This is a genomic window from Lacipirellula sp., from assembly GCF_965279485.1.
Lineage (GTDB): Bacteria > Planctomycetota > Planctomycetia > Pirellulales > Lacipirellulaceae > Lacipirellula.
On sequence record NZ_CBDIIC010000002.1, the window covers coordinates 1,630,285 to 1,649,966 of the forward strand.

Below are 19,682 nucleotides of genomic sequence, written 5' to 3' on the forward strand. Positions count from 1 at the left end.
TTGAACATCGATTCAGAAAACAAGGTGGTGATGGTTGCTAGTTGACGTTGAAGCGAATCAGTGCAGCACGGCGCCTGCGGCCAACCGCCGCGGCGAGGGGAAACGCCAATGCCGCCGCCAAGCGCGTCGCTGGTTCCGGAACGCTCGCCACGACGGCGCCGACAGTTCCATAACGCACGACGCCGCGGAGAATCACAGGCGCCGCCTGTGGCGATGTTTTACCATAATTCCGTTGCCACTTAATGAATTGGTCGCCGGAGTAGGCAGCGCCGAATCCAGCCTTCCACGCCTGCAGATCAAGCGCGTTCACTGCCCCGTCGGCATTGAAATCTCCCTCCAGCGGATTGGACGACAAGTAGAACTGGAACTGCAAGTCATCGTCGCCGGCCACGTTGAAAAGACTTCCCAGCGTGAACACTTGCCCCGGCGCGATCACCAGTGCATTGCCCGCGAACGGAACCAACTCTGAAAGGCTCGTGGCGCTGGGGTTTGCTTCTTGCAACTGCGTGAAGCCTTGATCAGCGAGACTCGTCCAAGCGCCATTGGCAGGCCGCAGCGCGCCGCTCTGCGAAGTGATCGAGTACCCCAGCAGGCCGACCGCATACGTCGAGTCGTTCTTAAGCGTCGCCTGTCCGCTCACTGGGTCGACGGTGATCACCAGGTTGTTCGTCGCGTTGCTGCCCATCAACTCGACGAGCCCATGCTGCACCTGCCCCGTCGCGGTCAGGTACTCGAACGCATACTCGGTGTTGCGAACCGCCGTACCGAACTTCGGCGTGCCGAGCGCTGCCGTCGGCGCCCCGAGAGCCAATCGCCCCGCAGCGCCGATCGCCAAACTACCCACCGCGTTGATCTCGCTAATGCCGCCCGCCGTCGGATTCGCCTCCTGCCAATTGACGTACTCGCCGCCCGTGCGATCGTCGAGACTTTGCCAGCCAGCGACGTTCAGGCCGTTAGCGTTCGAATGGATGGAGTACCCTTTGATCGACAACGCTGCCCCAGTCGGATTGACGATCGAAGTCGCCCCCGTATCGGAATTGATTTGTAGTGTCAGCGGCCCCGGTGCATACACGTCGGGAGTCGCCGCCAAGTCGGGATGGAGCTTCACGAACCGAATCTCGCCCGGCGTGAGGGCGCTGCCGTAAATCTGCATCTCGTCCACGGCGCCGTCGAACGCGTTCGCGGCGTTTCCGGTTCCCACCATCTGCTTGCCGAGGAACATTGGGCTATTGTCGTACGCAATCGGCCCGTTCACCGCGCCTTCGCCAGCCGCCGCGAGCTTGCCATCGACGAATAGCTCCAGTCGACCAAGTTCAGCATCGTACGATGCGACTGCATGATGCCAGTCGTTGATCGCTACGGCTTGTTGCGTGACAATCGCCGTCGACCCGCCATTTTCAGTCGACACCAGGAACTTGAGGCGACCGTCGGCCAGTTGTTCAAGTCCCCAAGAATTCCCCGCACTCGCTCGCGACTTATTGACGATGTTGGCGCTCTGCCCGGCTGCGTCGGGACGAAACCAGAGCGAGACGCTCATACTGTCGGCATTCAACAGCGAGTTGTCGGGGACGAAAGCATAGTCGCCGCTGTTGTCGAGGTTCGCGCCATTGCCTGCGACGCCGCTTCCACCGGATGCGATCCCGGAGTTCGACAACACCAGGTCGTTGCCCGCTTTGTCAACGAAACCCGCGGCCAGCGACGGCTCGTTGAAATTCCATTTGCCGATCAGCCCTTGCGGAGCGGCGGGCTGCTGCGCCGGCCACGCCGAATTGAGTTCGAACGCCGACAGCGACACGATCCGTGCGTTCCCCCCCGTGGCGAACATGCCGATCTGCTGATTGCTTGCCGCAGGCAGGAAACCGCTCGTCAACGAAACCGCGCCGCTGTTGCCGAACACTTCCAACGATGACCGATCAAGCAGCAGCTCCAGGCTGATGCGGCCATTGATCGGCGCGAGCGGCGCCGTCCGCCCCAACACCGATAGCGTCTGCGTCGCCACGCTGTAATTAACTTGCGTGCCCCGGATGTTGAAGCCAAATGACGACGATGTGCCGAGTTCGATTTCCGTCGAAATGTGAAACTGTTCTCCAGCGAGACCAGCCAACGGGTTCGTTCCCGGCCTGAGCGTCGTGTTGTTGACCGCATGCTCGGCCCCGTGCAGCGAAGCGATCTCCGCAATCGGCTCGCGATACATCTGGATGCCGTTCGCGGTGCTGTGCAGGGTGAGTTCCACCGGGAAACTCATTTGCTGGTTGAACGGCATGCCGGGATAGCTGGCGCCATTCATCCACGCGACCTGAATGCGGCGACCATCGCTCGCCGGCACGTTGTGCCAGGACTGCGCGGCGTAAAAGTTGGCGCCGTAGTCTTGCGTCAGCTTACCTTGCGACGGCGCGTCAGGAACAAACGCCGTCCCATTGAATTGACCCACCTGATACTTGCCGTCGGCGCCGTAGAGGACCCATCGCTTATTGTTCGAGTTGCCGTCGACGGCCAACTCAAAAATGTCAGGACACTCGAAGTAGCCTGGAGTTTCGCTGAGGTACGACCAGTTCTTCATGTCGGGCGAGCCGTAGAAAGCGATGCCCGACGGCCGAGTGTTCGTCTCGGCCACCCACAGCGCCTGCACCCATTTGTTGGACGCTTCGTGCCAGAAAACCTGCGGATCGCGGTCGTCCTTGTTGGGCGTCGCGGGCAGAATTGGATTACCGCTGTAGTAACGGAAGCTATTCCCGCCGTCGTTGCTGTACGCCATTCGCTGATCGAACGAGCCGACCGAGGTGTAGTGTAGCAGCATCGTCGGCGTATTGCCGACTTGCAGCCCGGCGGTATTGGCGTAATCGATATTCGCCGTGCCGCTGAATTTCACTCCCGTTGGATCGCCGACAATCGCAGGCGACTTCTCCGTCCAATGGATCAGGTCGGGACTCGTGGCGTGTCCCCACGACATATTGCCCCAACCCGTTCCAAACGGGTTGTGCTGGTAGAAAAGGTGATACTTCCCTTCGAAGTACACGAGACCATTGGGATCGTTCAACCAGCCTTGTTTCGCGCTGAAGTGGAACTGGGGTCGATACTGCTCGTTGTACAGTTCGGCAGCCGTCACAGCGTTGCCGTGTACCATTCCGCTGACTGCCGCGCACGCCAGGACGCCTCTACGAAACCACGAACGCATTCTTACCTCTTCTGCCCTGCCGCGGCGCGTGGCCCGTTCTTCCGGGCGGCCGCTTCTGTTCCGTTCGCTCGCCTGTCCCTGGCGGTACTATCGTTGCTGTGAAAAATTAGGCGCGGCCCAGCCCACTTCTCAAGGCTGGGCCGCGCACCGCGGGTTACCTGCGTCTCCGCAGCAGAAGCGCGCAGAGTCCCGCCCCCGCCAATCCAAGCGATGTTGGTTCCGGGACGTTGTTGTACACGGCCTGCAGCCCGTTAAATGGACCTTCGCCCGACCCAGCGCCGTGCAAGTATGAAATCGAGATCCCACCATTCGCATCGGCCAGAATGCCATTGAGAATGACATAGTCGCCGCCCAACGTCAGCGTATGAGTCACCGGATTGTTGCCGTCGCCGGTGATCGTCCCCGTCGTCGTCGCCGTATGCGTTCCGTTGACGTCGGTCACCGAAAACATCGTGTCGCGATTGCTCGTGTCGCCAGCACCGTACAAGTACAGATCCACCGACGTGCCGGGGGCGAAGCCGCTCAAGTTCACGAACCGCGGTTCGTTGAAGCCGATGAGATAGTCGCGCATCAGGCCAACGGCATCGGTGGCGACGGCGCCCAAGTTGGGCGAACCCTCCAAGATGGCAAAAGCCCCCGTGTTCGGCTCGCCGACGCCGACGACATTTACTCCGATCGGCGTCGGTGCGCCGGTTGAGCTCAATAAGTTTGACTGGCTCACGCTGGCCGACCACCAACCGAATTCACCGGGAGGCCCGTGAAATGCGTTGTTGTCGGTCACTTGGACGCCATTCCAAACGGTTCCCGCGTCGGGCGCGGCCGCCGTACCGGTGTACAACACGCTCGTTGGCCCGGTAGGGTGATCGGGATGGAGACCGAAGTCGATGTTCACCACCGCCGCTTGGACGTTTGCTGCAGTCGCGAGTAGTGCCAGCGACGCTCCACATGCCAAAAGATGTCGTTTCATGAGACCCCTCTGATGAGAAACCGAGAAAGAGATAGAACGCTAAATTCGCCTGCTCACGGCGGCGACTTCCACTACGAAGTCGCCGCACCTCGCCTCGCGCGTTAGGCACGCGCCGCCGCACGCTGCCGACGGCGAAGTTGAACCACTCCGCCCACAGCGATCACAGCCAGCGCGATTCCAGCGGGCTCCGGCACGACGTCGAGTGCGGTGGTCGCCGACGGAAAATGCTGCTGCCACTGGGCGAAATCGTAGAAATCGACGACGCCGTCGCCGACGTTGCCGCCTTGCGGGCCAGTCAAGTCGCCGAGAGCGCGGGTCGCTCCCGTCGCCTGGAAGTTGCTGCGAATGAGCTGGTAGTCCGTCATGTTGACGAGATTGTCGCCGTTCACGTCGCCCGGCAACACGCCGAAGACCGCCTGGAGGCCGTTGAACGGAGCCTCGTTCGATCCAGCGCCATGGAAGTAGTTGATCGTGATCTTGCCCGTGCCATCCGCGATGACCGCGGGCAGCACGACATAATCGCCGCCGAGCGTCAGCGTATGAGTGACAGGATTGTTCCCATCGCCCGTGATGGTTCCCGTCGTCGTTGCCGAGTGCGAACCATTGACGTCGACCACGGTGAACTGCGTGTCGCGGTTGCTCGTGTCGCCCGCACCGTATAAGTAGAGGTCGACTTGCGTGTTGGGAGCGAAACCAGTGAGCTCAACCTTCTGCGGCACATTGAAGCCAATCACATAGTCGCGCATCAGATCGACGGCATTCGTTGCGACCGCGCCCAGGTTCGGCGATCCCTGCAGAATGCCGAACGCACCGGTGCCGTTCGCGGCATCCGCAGTGAGCGTGACGCCAATCGAGGTCGCCGCCCCCTGCGAGTTCAACAGGTTTGGCTTCGTGACGTCGGCCGTCCACCAACCGAATTCGCCGGGAGGCCCTTGGAATGCGTTGTTATCGACGACAATCACCGGGTTCCACGTCGTCCCGCCGGTCGGATCGAAGGCAGCGCCGGCGCCAGTGTATGGCGCACTCACGACTCCGCCGGGATGATCTCCCTGCAAACCGAAATCGATGTTGATCACCGTGGTGGCACGGCTCGTCGAAGCGACGAGGGCCACGGCAAGCGTTGCGGCAGCAATGCAGTAAGAACGATTCATTGCAAGATTTCCTTATTTGGCAGTTATGTATTAATTAATGCTGTTGGTGAACGCCGTCGTCACGGCGATTAGCGAACAGAAGTCACGGTAAGAGCGGACGCTCGCCGCCGGTTGGCGACCATCGCGACCGCGCCCAGGGCGAGCAACGCGAGACCGCTCGGCTCCGGAACTGCCGAGGCAGCTGCCAGCGAGGCAATCGTCTCGTACTTCACCACTCCGTTCGCGATCGCCGTCCCAGCCGCAGAAGACGTGGCGCCGAAATTACGCTGCCAAGTCAGGAAGTCAGCGCCCGTGAGCGTCGTGCCGAACTGGCTCTTCCAAACCGTCAGGTCCGCCTGATTGACCGATCCATCGTTGTTGAAATCGCCGGCCAGCGGAGCGGCATACTGGAACTGCAACTTCAAGTCGCGGGTTCCGGCGGCGTTGAACAACCCGCCCATCGCAAACGATTGCCCCGGCGTCAGCGTGATGCTGTTCGCCTTCAGCGGAATCAACTCGGAGAGATGGGTCGACGTGGCGTTGGCTTCATCGACGCCGGGACGCCCCTGATCCTGCAAGCTATTCCAACTGCCGTTCGCCGGCTTGAGCGAGCCGCTCGCCGACAAGATCGAATAGCCTTGCAGGCTGATCGTGGTTTGCGAGCTGTTCGTCAGCTTCGCTTGGCCCGAAGTCGGATCGACCGTGAGCAGCAGCGAGTTGACAGCCTTGAGCCCGGTGTACTGCACATCACCAACGACGACCTGCCCCGCCGCGTTGACGTACTGAAACTGCAGCGACGGTGCGACCCCGAATGGCAGCGACGCGGGATCGAACGGCGTACCAAGCGACCGCGTCCCAGAGGAAAGCGTGAGGTTCGCTTGAGTCGTATTGCCCGGAGGAACGGGCCCGCCCAACTCGTTGAGGCTTGAAGTCGACGGCGTGCCGGCAACGTTCCAACCGCCCCCGAGTTGGGTCGTGAGCGACGACCACGTGGCCGGCTTCAGCGAACCGGCCGGACCGCTAATCCCGTAGCCGGTAAAGGTAATTGCTGCACCTGTAGGACTCGACAACGTTGCGGCGCCAGTGTCGGCGTTGACGGTCAGTCCCAATACAGCCTTCAAATCGAGCCGCAACTGACGCCCATGCGCCCCGCCATTCACCACGGAAGTTTCCAGTCGCCGGCCAAATGCCAGCCCTGCCGCCGAAGTATCAAGCGCGAGTGCACCGTCGATACTCACTGCATCAGCCAACACCCAACCTTGCGGTACGCTCGGCGTAAACCCAAACGACGGACGCAATGTTCCGCCATTCAAGTTAAGCGTGCCATTCACCGAAACGAGGCCGTGGCTCGCCCCGTTGATCGCCGGAGCGTAGACGCCGCCGCCAGCGAACGAGGCGGTTTGAGCGGAGAAGGAAGCAGCGGCGCCGGTCAGCGCGAGCGTGCCGCCGCCCGAGAACGTCGCGGTTCCATTCACGTTGGGACCGCTATCGTCCAGCACGAATGCGCCCGATCCGGTGACGCTGAGTCGCGAATTGTTCGTCACATTCACGGCGCCAGCCGGACCATCGGGCGGCGTAATCGCGGCGAGATTCGAATTAACGATCACCGTGCCGCCATTGGAGATGTTGGCCACCTCATCGAAAGAGCCTGTCGGCAACGCGCCCGTGCTCCAATTTGAAACGGTCGTCCAATTGTTGTTGGACGGTCCGCCCTGCCAATTGACGTTTGTTTGGCCTCGAGCGCTAACCGCCGTCAATCCGGCGATCAAAAGCGCTGCCAGCCGACTCGCTTGCAGCCTCATAGCACAAAACCTTCCATTCTGTGTCGAATCGTAGAAGAGGAAGCCACCTGTGTTTGAATCACGCTCAGCGATAGCGCGCTGCGCGCATCTAACGTTCGTCTCAGTCGCACGTCGCCTTTTCCGCAACAATCGCAACCAGACCGCTGAACGCGTGAAGCTTTGTGAAGGCTCCATCGCGTTATCGCAGCCAAGATTGACGCTGCTCAATTTGAGGAAGCGGAGTTGTTGCGATCGTTCCGTCGAATAGCGCCAGCTCTTTAGCGAACGCCACTCACGCCGCCGCCTCGGCCGTCCGCCCAGAACGGGCGTCACTTCCGAGGACTTCCGTGCGAAGTCATTACTCAGAAAACCTGACAAGTCTCTGCGGCGAGCATCGGTACAAGTTAGAGCGACTTTACCGATTACTCCCGCAAGTAAGATGATAAACAAACACCAAAAACCTGCAAGTGACTTGGAAACTTTTTAAAGAAGAGCTGTGGGCACACGCGAATAGCAAATTCTCGACTCTTATCTAACTCACGACGCGAGATTGCCCAGAACCAGCAAATTCGGCTGAAAACGCGATGGGAACTGCTGGTACATTCCCCTCAAACGACCAACCGCCAGACAAACCTGGAAACAATCTATTGCACAGGTTGAAGTTTCGGGTAAGCTGACTAATCACGCTAATCGGCATTCTCATCAGACTTGTCACGGCTCTCACATTCATTGGAAGCCGTATTCGGCACCCAGTTCGCTTTACATTTCCATGGGCAGACATTGCTATTCGATATCGCGGGCAGCCGCGCCGTTGCTCCTCGTCGTGGCCGCCGTAGTCACCTGCGTGGGATGCGGGGGTAGCGCAGGCGTCGGCGTCTCGGGAACGGTGAAGGTGAATGGTGAGCTGCTCCAAACGGGCAAGATCACTTACCGCCCCCTGGCCTCCGCGGCCGGCAACGGAGGCTCCGCAGTGATCATCGAGGGAAATTACCAACTGGCCGACGTGCCGATTGGTGCAAACGTCTTCACATTTTCCGGTTCTGTGCTCACTGGTAAATCGATTCCCGGCCCCGGCGGCGATCCAGAACCAGAGCGCAAGAATACGATCCCGCAGCAAATCCTGAAAGAGGGCGTCGAACGCGAGATCTCCGCGTCCCTCGCGATTCCGCAGCCCTCGTATGTTCGCTCATTACCCCAGGCAGTCGTCGCTTCGTTGGAGACCTTCGCATGACGTTCCATGCTGCTCTTCGCACTGATTCACTTTCCCTCGAACGCGGCTTCGGCAAGCGGGGCTCAGCAAATCACTCGGGCCGCGCGGGTAAGCCCATGCGCCGCCGAAACGCCTTCACGCTCGTCGAACTGCTGGTCGTGATCGCCATCATCGGCGTCTTGGTCGCTCTCCTCTTGCCGGCAGTGCAGGCGGCTCGAGAAGCAGCCCGCCGTTCATCGTGCATGAACAACGGCAGGCAGATTTCACTTGGGACGTTGAATTACGAGTCCGCTTTTCGCGAGCTACCGAAAGGCACAAACAACGCCGTTGGGCAGTCTCGCGGCGGCAACACTTGGTACGACGATTACACCTGGTTCGTGTTCATCCTCCCCTACATGGAAGGAGACGCCGCGTTCAAAGGCTTCGACATGAAGAAGCCGTACCTCGGTGCACACCACGAACAAGCTCGCGCATTCTACGTCCCCATGTTCGACTGCCCCTCGGACCAGCAAGATCATATTTACAATCAACCGGGCGACGGCAATCCGGCCAACAACAACGACGCATTGAATCGCTACTACTACAATTATGTCGCTAATCTCGGCAACACGGGAACCGGCCAAGCGGCGGTGGTCATCGTGCCCGTGCGCGAACGCGTCGAATTCGGCGGCGCCCCATTCGGCTACGGCCGTTCGATCGGCTTGAAGGAAGTCACCGACGGCACCAGCAATACGCTGATGTTCTCGGAGTTGATCAAAAGCAAGGGAGAAATCTCCGGCTCAGGCAATGATTGGTTCGGTTCGATGGGCGACATTTCGATCGGCCGTGGCAGCCATGGCTTCAGTGCGCTCTGGCCGCCGAATAGTTCGACGCCGGACGTCATCGAATGGAAGTGCCCCACCAATGTTGGCATCGTCTGCGACGACACCCGCTACCCCGATCACGCCGTCGTCAACACTCGGATCCCCGACGACATCAACCGCTCGGCCAGAAGCTTTCACGCCGGCGGCGTAACCGCGACGCGTGCTGATGGCTCGACTGGCTTTTACAGCGACGACACCGACCGCTTCGTCTGGAGATCGCTCAGCACGAGCGCGGGCGATGACGTGAACGCAGCCAATTAATCGCGACGGCTGGCGACAAATTTCGGTAAGCCGCCGCCGACTGCGTAAGAGCCTACCGCCGCCGCCATTGGCGGCCTCGTTCGCATGCTGATTTGCGTACGCAGATCAACAGTTTTGCCGGTAATTTCTCCTCCGTTCTGCGAGCTTCCGCACCGGCGACCCGTCAATAGACGAGCGGTTCGCGGCGGCATCGGCAGTCTCATCGCTCGCACCAGTCCGGCGCGATGGTTGCCACGCCACGCGGTAATCGCGTATTTTTAGATTTCCGGGATGCGCTCGAACTCTTGAGACGTCTCCCAGCCAGCTCGTCGTGCGACTCGCCAATTAGTGCGGCGGCGTGTTCGGGCGGTTCCACGGAAAAAGAACGCGATCGGCCAACATCCCCACTGGCGTGAGGCGCACGCCCTTTTCTCCATCAGGCTGTTCGTCCGAAGCGGACGGCCGTCGGGGCGCAAAAACAAATCCTGCTGAGAGAATCCTGCAAAAATGCTCTACAACGAACGCAGGAGAGAGCTCCGTATCTCTTCTAAAATGCCGACATTGCAGCGACCGAAATTGATCGCACGGATCCTCCTGACCGCGACTTGCCTAGCGATTGCGACGCACGCAGCGGCGGAACAGCCCGGGGTGATTTACTGGCCGCAAGGTCAGGCGCTCCCTCGTCTCCCAGCCCCTGCAAATATTCTCGAAACGATCGACGTCGGAATTCTTACCCATGACGAGCAACTCACATTCTCCGCGCTCGTCGGCCACGCCAATCGCCGTCAACCTCGCATCGCGCTGCTGAATCGTCGAAGCGAAGAAGGCCCCGAAACTTGGTTCTATACGCCAACTGTCGGGGTAGAGCTCGCCCAGCCAATCAGCGAGAGCGACAAGTACTCGTTGATCGCTGACTTCGCGGGGGAAGTCGCGGGCGTCGTCTTGTACGATGCCGAACTCAACCCCCACATGAGAAATCTTGCCGCAACGGTCGCCGCGTTGCGAAAGGCGTTGCCTGTCACGCGAGAAGTTTACGGCAAGCTGCAAGAACGCGGCATTTCTTTGCCGTTGCTAGAAGATCTAACGTCGCTGACGTTCGCTGGTCCGGTCGAAACTTACAAGCACCTCTACGACGCGTACTGGCCGTTGTGCGAGAAGCGTTTCATTGTAAGCGCACGTCCCGAAGGCCGCGGCGGCGACTATCATCACACGCGCGATCTCGCTGCAGCGTGCGGAGCCGCAGCCCTCTGGCTCGATGCCCGCATTCCCGGCGAGCGCGAACTGTTCGGGAAATTTTTGGCCGACATGCCAGTCGGCAACGCCGTGATCCTTGGCTGGCACGCTACCGAACGCTCCGGCGTCACGACCGCCACGCGGTATGGCATTGGCACGATGCCGTCCGACCACTTCATGAACGCCACGGTGTTCGCCGGCGGATCGCACGAGATTCAAATTCCGCCGACGCCCAAAACTCCTGAGCTGGAAAACAAACTCTACGTCGCCCTCTTCCTGAGCGATGGCGACAACATCCAGTACGTCCAACATGCGATGCGCCGCAAGTGGGACCGCTCGGCCGCTGTGCGCGGACAGCAGCCGCTGAATTGGACGATTGCTCCCGGCCTCGTCGACGTCGCACCGGGAATTTTGAACTACTATTATTCGACGGCGACGCCGAACGACTGTTTCGTCTGCGGCCCATCCGGCATGGGCTACACGATGCCGGTCAACACGCTCCTCGAACCTGGAGCGCCGCTCGGCAGCACGCTGAACGACGAAGCAAGAATGGACGCGTACACGAAGCTAACGTCGCGCTATCTGCAGCGAACCGGGCTGCGCGTCGTCACGGTCTGGGACGATCTCACCGCGATGCAGCGGCAATCCTTCGCCGCCAATTGCCCTGAACTCCTCGGCGTCACGGTGCAAAACTTTAAGGACGATCCTACCGTCGCATCAAGCGTGGCAAAGAACGGCCTTCGCTTTGAAAAGCTGATCATCCCTTACGCTGGCTCCTACGACGATCTGCAGCGTTCGATCGAAGCTGAACATGCGAAACTTGACGGCACTTCGCCTCGCTTTGCCGCCTATCAAGCAGATATCTGGAGCCCGCTGCAGCCGGAGCGGTTGGTCGAGCTGATGAACGAGTTCGAGCGCCAAAACCCGCAGATCGAGTTCGTTCGAGCTGACCACTATTTTGAGCTGCAACGCGAATCGCGTGAGCGAATCGAAGCCGACGCGAAGTAGACGCGACGCTCTGACCACGCCGCGCACCGTTCAAGGCAGTCCCTTCGCGCGATGGATAGCGGAAGGCAACTACGGCTACACCCGCCGCAACAAGATGCCGCCCAACATGCACGCCAGCGCTGCGAAGTAGGCGTAATGCACGATCGACCGCTGCCGTACCACCGGCTGCAGTTCATCGATGACCGTGTGCGTCGCCGCCAGCGGCAGTGCGGCGAGAGACGGCGGCGTTTCTTGCATCAGCCGATATTCGTTCGGATAGGGCCGATGCCAATGGAGGAGCGACATCTTGTCGTGGTCGGCGTCTCGCACCCGTAGCGAGATATTCTGGCGATTCTCCAACGGCACGCTTGCTTGATAGCGACCCAGGCCAACTTCGCGCATCTTGATCTCACTGCCTAGCCCTTCGGCGTCGATCAGCGCCGCATCCCACTTCACGCCGTTCATCGGCGCCCCGCTCGGATCGGTGCGGCGGACGTCGACCGTCCAGCGGTCCCCTTCGCGGCGTTCGGTGATCTCGACCCCTTCGCTTTCGTTGTGACGCAAAACACTGCGAATCATTTGCGCCCAAAACTTGCCGCAGCCATCCCACGCCAGCCACTCGCCCCCCCACTTCTCCGTAAGGTCGCTGGTATAGGCGAAACCCGTACCGAGGCCGTAGCGGCCGATCGCCAACAGCGGATCGCCCGTCTCAGCGGCGAGCAACATCTGCGCGGTCGGCTTCGCTTCCGTCATCACATAGCCGAGCGTGAACGGCAACTCCGAATCTTCATAACCGCTCAGCGACGGATGATCGCTCGTCTTCACGCTGCCGTAGAGATCTTCCTTGATCGCCGACTTCGTCGCCTGCATCGTCTCCTTTGTGAAGATCTGCGGCACGTTGTTCGGATCGTCGGTTTGGTAGAAGCGGCCGCGGCCAATCTCGGCGATCGATGCGAGTAGCTGCGTGTCGGCGGCCCCAAGGGCGACTGTCGACACCGTAATCCCCTCGTCGGCCATTTCCTCGGCGAGCGCCTCGTGGTCGGCAGGTTGCGTCTGGCCGTCGCCAAGACAAATCATGTGGCGGATCTTCGCAGGCGTCGCCTCCAGCATTTCCTTCGCTTCGACCATCGCTGGATACATGTAGGTACCGCCGCCCGCTTGCAGCGAGTCGATGGCCGCCTGGACCGATTCGACGTCCCCCGCACTCGTCATTTCGCAGATCAATTGCGACTCATGATCAAACCCGACGACCGCAATCGAATCACGCGGGCTGAGCAACTCGACCGCCGCTTTCGCCGCCTGCCGCGCCAGTTGAATCGGCTGGCCTTCCATCGACCCCGATTTATCGATCACCAATACCATCGCCAGCGATGGTTTTTCCTTCTCCTTCTCGTATCGCGAGATCAGCGGCAGCACTTCCTCGACCGGCGTCTTGTAGTAACCGCCCAAACCAAAGCTGTTCTCCGACCCGAGCATCATCAGCCCGCCGCCGAGATCGACGACGTACTGCTTGAGCATTTGCATTTGCCTTGGCGACATCGCGGTCGCCGGCATATCGGCCAGCATGATGCAATCGAACGCCGCCATCTCTTCCAGCGACGTCGGTAGCCCATGCTCCCCGCGCACTTCCAGTTCGATCTCCTGCTCGGTGAGCGCACGAGCAATCGGCCGCATTTCGCGCGGCTCGCGATGGATCGCCAGCACCCGCGGCCGGCCATGCACCGTGATCGTGCAAGCCGCCTGATTGTTGACGACGAAGCGGTCTTCCTCAGGCAACAGTTCCGCCGTCCACACGCTGGCGCCCGGCGTCGTCATGTCGACGTCGAAGAACACCGTCTGCTGCTTGTCGGCCGTCAGTTGAACGTCGCGCTGTTGGACGGCGACGCCTTTGTGAACAAGCCGCAGGTTGCCCTTGATTGGCGCATTCGCTGCCAGCGTGACGCCGATCCGCGACACTTCACCGTAAAACGCTTGTCGCGACGAAGGCTCAATCGAAACAACCGAAGCCTCCGCGTCGCTAATGCCGGCCAGCGGATGGCGACGAACGTCGATTCCCTCCTCTTCCGCTTGCGCGAGCGCGTCGGCCAGATCGCCGTCGGTTTCCTGGCCGTCGGTCAGCAGCACCATCCGGCTCGTTTTACCGGCGGCGAAAGCGGCTCGTGTCGCCAAAATCGATTCGGCCAATTGCGTGGCGCTGCGAAACTCATCGTCTGCGACGCCCGACTGCCACTTGCCAGTCGTTTCCCGCAACTCTGCGGTCGTCTTGAACTCGCGCACGCCGTTGCCGAGCGCGAACAGCGACCAACTGTCACCGCTCCGCAAGCCTTCGATCCACTGATCGATCTGATCGCACGCCGCCGGGATTTGCTTGAGATCAACCGACTGCGACACGTCGACCAAAAATAGCACATGGGCGTCATCCCCCTCGTCGCCGATGAACGGCCGGCACAGAGCGAGAATCAAAAACAAAATCGCCGCAGCCCGCAATCCGGTCGACGCCCATAGCAGCAGCCGCGGACGATCGACGAGCGTGTAACGCAGCGTGATCGCGAGCGCCGCGATCGCGACGAGCCACACCAACGGCTGCCAAGAGACGAACTCAATCATCGGCTTAGCCCACCTTTCGCCGATGGTAGAGAATCGATTCGCCCGTCAGCACGAAGATCGCCAGCAGCGTGAGCCAATGAACCGGCGAACTGCCTTGGCTAATCGGCTTCCGTGAGTCGACTACTTTGGCTCCGTCGATGAGCGACTCCTGCTCCGACAGCAAACTGGCGCCGACGTCCCAATCGCCCGAGGCGTTTTTCAATCGGTAGAAGCCGGCGCTCGAAGGTAAATCACGCCACTTGCCCGCTGCCGCCGTCGACTTGCCCGCGGCGTCGACGAGCGTCGTCTCCGCATCTTCCGACGCCGCAAGCGTCGGGATCTTTTCGCCCGGCCGATAACTCGCAGCGAGCGGCGTTTCGCGACCCACTAAGTGCGTCACCGCCGAGTGAACTAGCACGGGAAACCAAGCGCTGAAGTAGAACTCGGCGTTGACCGGATCGAGATTCACGACGATCGCCGAGCGCCCATCGCGGCGCGCAACATAAATGAGCGGCAGGCCGGAATCATCGGCCACGAGCACGTGCGCTCCCGGCGCCGGCGTCAGTTGCCGAGCGCCGACGAACGGAATCGTCGCCGCATCGACGTGAGCCAAGGCGGCATGCTCCGGATGCAACACGCGCGGAGCGCCGACTTCTACTTCGTCGCCGAGTTCGCTCCACCAGGGCGATTCGCCATCAGGCTGAAAGATCACCGCCAGCGAAGCGTCGGGAGAAATCGACTTCCCCACCGTCACCGCGCCGCCATCTTCGACGAGTTTCAACAGCGCATCGTCCCCCGAGAAGGCGACCACGCTGTTCTCCAGAAAGAATCGATCACTCGATTCCACGGCGACGTCGATCGGCTTCGGCTTGCGAACGGCAAGATACGCGACGTTATCAGCGGCGAGCGCGTCGTCGCGATCAATCCGCGCAATCCAACGCCCCGCCGGGGCGTCTTCCAACGTAAAGCGCTCCGGCGGATTGACGCCCGGCGCCACTTCCAGCGGAATCACTTTCAGCAGTTGCTCCTGCCCGTCGTCGCCAACGTGCGACAACGTGAGGTCGCACTCTTGCGGCTCGCTGAACGTCGACGCCGTTTGGAAGTAGACGCCCAGCCGATTGTCGCCGCCTGGCAGATACGCCAAGTCGGCCGCCACGAGGCCGATGTTCTCCGTCGGATCGCCAACCTTGAACAACTCGATCCCTTTCGCCAGCCGTTCAGGGGCGTAAGCGCCGTCACTCACGAGCAAGATCCGGCGACGGTCGCTCGCCGCTCCTGCTTCGGCCAACTCGGCGAGCGCACTGTCGGCCAGCGTCTCCGGCGCCGTTTCAATCTGCTCAACGGCGTTCAGCAACTCGCGAGGATTGCCCGTGAGATGTGAGCGGTAAGTAAGATTCCGGCCAATCGTCGCCACCGCCGCGCGTTGCGAACCGTTGAGCCCCTCGATCAGCCCCGCCGCGAGTCGCTTCGCTTCGTCGAGCCGCGTCGCCCCGCCGCCGTCCGCGCCCATCGAGGCACTGTTGTCGACGACAATGAGAAGATCCTGACGATCGTCATTCCACTCCGGCTGAGCGAGCGCAAAACAAACCGCCGCTGCGGCGAGCGCCATCAAGATCAGCGACAGCACGTCGCGCAGTCGCTGTAACAGACTGCTCGCCCGTTTCTCCTGAAAGATCCGCTCCCACAGGAAGTAGGCCGTCGTCGGCCGACGTTGCGGGCGGACCTTCAGAAAATAGATCGCCGCCAGCGGGATGATCGCCAGCAGCGACCACAACATCATCGGCTGCAGAAAACTCATGCGACGAGCCCTCCGCGACGGAGGATGTCTTGAATCACCGACTCAAACGGCGGATCGGTCAGCGTCGACGCCAGCCCGATGCCGGTCCGCGCACAGCAGGCCCGCAGCCCGTCGTTCCACTCGGCGACCGCTTGTTCGTAGCGCCGCGCCTCGCGGGGCGTGACGGTCACGCGCTTTCGTTGGCCCGTCTCGACGCACTCTAGTTCGAGGTCGCCCTTCCAATCACAGCGGACGTCGTGTTCGTCCTGCACCTGCAGGCAGAAGACTTCGTGATTGTGGTACTGCAAATATCGCAGCCCTTCCTCAAATCCGCTGGGGAAGAGGAAGTCAGAGACAACGATCACCAATCCCCGCCGCCGATGGCGCGCCTGAAACACACGCGCACACGAGGTAAAATCGGTGTCGCCGCCGAACGTCTCAGCCCGATCGAGCGCCCGCAAGAACTCAATCGTCTTCGCCCCGCCGCGGCAAACATCGAGCAGCGGATTCAACCGATCGGCGAGCCCATAAACAGCCAGACGATCGAGACTTCGCAGCGCGATATACCCCAGCGCCGCCGCCAACTTGCGTGCGTAAAGGTACTTCGAGTTCATCGACCGACTCGAATCGACCAGCAGATAAACCGTCGCGTCTTCTTCGAGTTCGAAGAGCTTAATCACGAGCGATTCAAATCGGGCGAAAACCCGCCAATCGATCGCGCGATAATCGGCGCCGTGGTAGTACTCCGAGTAGTCGGCGAACGTGATCCCGGTGCCGCGCTGCCGCGTCTTGCGATCGGCTTGCAATGAGCCGCCCAGCACCTTCCGCGCGAGCAGGTAGAGCGAATCGAGACGGCGGATGAAGGCGGGATCAGTAAGCATCGCCTGATGTGCGCAGGGAGTGGGGCAGGTAGAGGCGGGGGAGTCCAACGCGAACCGGCAGGATCACACCAAGGCGAGTCAATCGACCTTCTCGATCACCTTCTCGATCAGGTCGTCCGCCTTCACCCCTTCCGCCTCGCCTTCGAAGCTCAGAATCAGCCGATGGCGCAACGCGGGAATCGCCACGGCATCGACGTCTTCGCGCGACACATGGTAGCGTCCTGCCAACAGCGCTCTTCCTCGGCTCGCGGCGAGAATCGCCTGGGCGCCGCGCGGCGAAGCGCCATGCCGCACGAACTTCCGCACCTCGGCCGGAGCGTCTTCGCTCTTTGGGTGCGTACCGCGCACCACGCGAATCAAATGATCCTGCACCGCATCGTCGATCGGCGTTTCGCGCAACGTGCGGCCCATCGCCAAGATCTCTTCGCCTGTGGCGACGGGATCAATCGTCGGCGACTTGGTTCCGCCAGTCCGACGCAAGATTTCGGCGAACTCGTCATGCCCCGGCAATTCAACGAACAGCTTGAAGAAAAAACGATCGAGCTGCGCTTCCGGCAGCGGGTAGGTCCCTTCTTGCTCGATCGGGTTCTGCGTGGCGAGCACGAAAAACGGTAAATCGAGCCGATGCGTCTTGCCAGCGACCGTCACCGATTTTTCTTGCATCGTTTCCAGCAACGCCGATTGCGTCTTCGGCGTCGCACGATTGATTTCATCCGCCAACAGCACGTTGCAGAAAACCGGCCCCGGTTGGAACTCCAGCGACTTGTGCCCGCCGCGATCGACGAGCACCTGCGTCCCCACCACGTCGGCCGGCAACAAGTCCGGCGTGAACTGAATCCGCTGGAACTTCAAATGAAGCGCCTGCGCTAGCGTGTTGACGAGCGCCGTCTTCCCGAGCCCCGGGACGCCTTCAAGCAGCACATGTCCGCCGCTCACCACCGCGAGCAGCACATGCTCGACGATGTCTTGCTGACCGACGATGAACTTGCCCATCTCGTCGCGGATCCGCCGGAACGTCGTGACGAACTGCTCGGCCGCTTGCTCTGCTTCCACTGCTGCTGTCGTCATTCTGCTGCGTCTCCCTCGGCTTCGACTGCGGGGGTCGATTCCATCTGGTGGATCAACTGGAAGTAATTCTTCACGCCGTCGCGAACTTGTGCAGGCACGTCTTCGCGTTCGACGAACGATTCAAACTGCCGCTTGAACTCACGCTGCTTGGCCGCCGTGCGACGATTCGACACGCCGCTGCCCTCGTCGGCCGACTCGACCGTCGTGAGCGACGGCCCGGCGCCCTTCTGCCCTTGCAGTTGCGTCGTTTGGCTGTTGTCGACGAGTTCGTCCGTCGCGTTACGACGAGCGGTATTCGTCCCCTTGCCTGCCTTCTTGCCGCCGGCGTTCGGGCTATTCGATTGGCATAGCCCGTTGCACATGCTTTGGCAGTTGCTGCACTTTTCGCAGAGCTTGCACAGCTTCTTGTCGGCTTCGCGACGAATGCCGAGTTTGCACAAGCCTTGGCAAAGCTTGCTCAGCTGCTTGTCGACCGAGGCCTGGCACGCTTGGCACTGCGATTGGGACTTGCTGTCGCACTTGCCAGTCTCGCGTTCTTGGCGTTCAGCTTCGGCGAGCGATTCGTCGAGCTTCTGCACCGATGCAGCCAGCTCTTCGAGATTCTCGCCCAGCTCCCCGCCCGACGATCCCGACGACGCGCCGCTCTCGCCCGCGGCGCCGCTGCCGCCTTTGGCGTCCTTTGCAGCGGCCGACTTCGAATTCGATTGCTCGCCCGACTTCGATTCCTTCCCCTGCGACGCCGACTTGTTGGCCTTCGCCGCCGCGGCCATCCGCTGCGACGCCGCCTTCAGCTTCGCAAGTTGCTTACGTTGCTCCGACAGCGGCTTGCTCGCCTCCGTCTTCATCGACGCGAGTTCGTCGGCCGCCTTGTCGTACTTCTTCTGCTGGAGTTGCTCGCCGAGTTGCTTCGACTCGCGGTCTTCCTGCAGCTTCTCCGCCGCCTTTTCGAGCAGCTGCTCGTCTTTCTTGCGTTGGATCGCCATCCGCGCCTTGTTCAGCTCGCGCTCCAGCTGGGCGTATTGCCGCAACGCTTCCTTCTGGTCTTTGGTCGCTTCAAGCGATTCGACCATCTTGCGAAGCTTGTCGGGATCGACCAGTTCCTTCTCGAACGGGTCCTTCACTTCTTCGCGAAGTTCCTCGACCATCTCCAGCAGTTCTTTGTTCGACGTTTCCGTCGCCAGCTGCACCGCTTGTTCTTGCTGCTGGCGCTGCACCACTTCATCGCTCGGCCCGCGCAGACTCAGCGGCAGTGCGACGGCCGTCAGCCCGGCGGCGAGCATCAACCCGCGCCGCGGCGCGCGGTAGGCGATCGCCTCGGGCGACAACTCGCCGACTTGCCGCTGCGTGTAGTTGGCCTGCAGTTCATAAAAACCGTCGCGACGCCCTTCCCGCGTGAAGTGCAGATACGAAGCGACCGAATCTTTCAGCCCATAGAAGCGGTCGACATACTGCGCCGCTTGCTCATCGCTCAACCGATGCCAGAACCACGCCGCCGCTCCGCCGCACGCCGCGGCCAGCAGCGTTGCAGCCACCCAACCGCCCGGCACGGCGTAACCTTGCAGCACATAGACCAGGCTCACCGCCGTTACCAACCCGGCGCCGGCCGCCGCCGTCCAAATGAGCGTCGTCCACAGCAGGTGGAGATTCACGCGACGCCGCACGAAAGCGACGAACTGTTCGATGGGACCAGGGGCATGGGGAGACATTCGCTTCTACTCCGTAGAAAAAGTCTTCCGGCCGGACGCCGAGTAGTAATCCGATCGTCGCCGCAGGCCGCCGTTGCT

At 61.2% G+C, this 19,682-nt stretch carries 12 protein-coding genes; 3 read left to right on the forward strand and 9 right to left on the reverse strand.

Translation table 11 applies throughout. The features are described 5' to 3' along the window. Positions 1-37: 37 nt before the first annotated feature. The 4 genes from ACQY7R_RS14215 to ACQY7R_RS14230 all read right to left on the reverse strand — a co-directional run bounded on the left by ACQY7R_RS14215 (position 38) and on the right by ACQY7R_RS14230 (position 6,930). Entirely contained in the window at positions 38-3,175 is a 3,138-nt protein-coding gene (locus ACQY7R_RS14215; RefSeq protein WP_428306251.1) for a LamG-like jellyroll fold domain-containing protein, read from the reverse strand. 154 nt (positions 3,176-3,329) lie between these two features. Beyond that, positions 3,330-4,142, reverse strand: a complete 813-nt coding sequence (locus ACQY7R_RS14220; protein WP_428306252.1) for a PEP-CTERM sorting domain-containing protein — start codon at positions 4,140-4,142, stop codon at positions 3,330-3,332. A gap of 101 nt (positions 4,143-4,243) precedes the next feature. Beyond that, entirely contained in the window at positions 4,244-5,293 is a 1,050-nt protein-coding gene (locus ACQY7R_RS14225; protein ID WP_428306253.1) for a hypothetical protein, read from the reverse strand. A gap of 68 nt (positions 5,294-5,361) precedes the next feature. Then, positions 5,362-6,930 (reverse strand): PEP-CTERM sorting domain-containing protein, encoded by a 1,569-nt coding sequence (locus tag ACQY7R_RS14230; RefSeq protein WP_428306254.1) that lies wholly within the window; start codon positions 6,928-6,930, stop codon positions 5,362-5,364. 946 nt (positions 6,931-7,876) lie between these two features. On the opposite strand from ACQY7R_RS14230, the gene ACQY7R_RS14235 reads away from it, so the two are divergent. The 3 genes from ACQY7R_RS14235 (at position 7,877) to ACQY7R_RS14245 (ending at position 11,607) form a co-directional block, all read left to right on the forward strand. Next, positions 7,877-8,284, forward strand: a complete 408-nt coding sequence (locus ACQY7R_RS14235) for a hypothetical protein (protein ID WP_428306255.1) — start codon at positions 7,877-7,879, stop codon at positions 8,282-8,284. 95 nt (positions 8,285-8,379) lie between these two features. Next, a complete protein-coding gene (locus ACQY7R_RS14240; RefSeq protein WP_428306256.1) occupies positions 8,380-9,387 on the forward strand; it encodes a DUF1559 domain-containing protein in 1,008 nt (335 codons plus the stop codon). A gap of 555 nt (positions 9,388-9,942) precedes the next feature. After that, a complete protein-coding gene (locus tag ACQY7R_RS14245) occupies positions 9,943-11,607 on the forward strand; it encodes a discoidin domain-containing protein (RefSeq protein WP_428306257.1) in 1,665 nt (554 codons plus the stop codon). Positions 11,608-11,682: 75 nt separating this feature from the next. Here the strand turns inward: ACQY7R_RS14245 and ACQY7R_RS14250 are convergent, their stop codons facing one another. From ACQY7R_RS14250 to ACQY7R_RS14270, 5 genes are all read right to left on the reverse strand, one after another. Then, a complete protein-coding gene (locus ACQY7R_RS14250) occupies positions 11,683-14,193 on the reverse strand; it encodes a VWA domain-containing protein (RefSeq protein WP_428306258.1) in 2,511 nt (836 codons plus the stop codon). A 4-nt stretch (positions 14,194-14,197) separates the two neighbouring features. After that, positions 14,198-15,970, reverse strand: a complete 1,773-nt coding sequence (locus ACQY7R_RS14255) for a vWA domain-containing protein (RefSeq protein ID WP_428306259.1) — start codon at positions 15,968-15,970, stop codon at positions 14,198-14,200. Continuing rightward, positions 15,967-16,830, reverse strand: a complete 864-nt coding sequence (locus ACQY7R_RS14260) for a DUF58 domain-containing protein (protein ID WP_428306260.1) — start codon at positions 16,828-16,830, stop codon at positions 15,967-15,969. Before ACQY7R_RS14260 ends, ACQY7R_RS14255 begins: the two co-directional genes overlap by 4 nt. Positions 16,831-16,908: 78 nt before the next feature. Further along, positions 16,909-17,898 carry an AAA family ATPase gene (locus ACQY7R_RS14265; RefSeq protein ID WP_428306261.1) on the reverse strand — a complete coding sequence of 330 codons (990 nt, stop codon included), beginning with the start codon at positions 17,896-17,898 and terminating at the stop codon, positions 16,909-16,911. Next, the gene (locus ACQY7R_RS14270) at positions 17,895-19,604 is read right to left on the reverse strand and encodes a hypothetical protein (RefSeq protein WP_428306262.1); all 1,710 of its coding nucleotides are present in this window, start codon (positions 19,602-19,604) and stop codon (positions 17,895-17,897) included. Before ACQY7R_RS14270 ends, ACQY7R_RS14265 begins: the two co-directional genes overlap by 4 nt. Positions 19,605-19,682 lie beyond the last annotated feature (78 nt).

What these genes read in the sequence shown, in the direction of transcription:
- ACQY7R_RS14225 (WP_428306253.1), bottom strand. Translation starts at nt 5,293, where the DNA reads ATGAATCGTTCTTACTGCATTGCTGCCGCAACGCTTGCCGTGGCCCTC.
- ACQY7R_RS14220 (WP_428306252.1), bottom strand. Translation starts at nt 4,142, where the DNA reads ATGAAACGACATCTTTTGGCATGTGGAGCGTCGCTGGCACTACTCGCG.
- ACQY7R_RS14255 (WP_428306259.1), bottom strand. Translation starts at nt 15,970, where the DNA reads ATGAGTTTTCTGCAGCCGATGATGTTGTGGTCGCTGCTGGCGATCATC.
- ACQY7R_RS14260 (WP_428306260.1), bottom strand. Translation starts at nt 16,830, where the DNA reads ATGCTTACTGATCCCGCCTTCATCCGCCGTCTCGATTCGCTCTACCTG.
- ACQY7R_RS14215 (WP_428306251.1), bottom strand. Translation starts at nt 3,175, where the DNA reads ATGCGTTCGTGGTTTCGTAGAGGCGTCCTGGCGTGCGCGGCAGTCAGC.
- ACQY7R_RS14270 (WP_428306262.1), bottom strand. Translation starts at nt 19,604, where the DNA reads ATGTCTCCCCATGCCCCTGGTCCCATCGAACAGTTCGTCGCTTTCGTG.
- ACQY7R_RS14240 (WP_428306256.1), top strand. Translation starts at nt 8,380, where the DNA reads ATGCGCCGCCGAAACGCCTTCACGCTCGTCGAACTGCTGGTCGTGATC.
- ACQY7R_RS14265 (WP_428306261.1), bottom strand. Translation starts at nt 17,898, where the DNA reads ATGACGACAGCAGCAGTGGAAGCAGAGCAAGCGGCCGAGCAGTTCGTC.
- ACQY7R_RS14250 (WP_428306258.1), bottom strand. Translation starts at nt 14,193, where the DNA reads ATGATTGAGTTCGTCTCTTGGCAGCCGTTGGTGTGGCTCGTCGCGATC.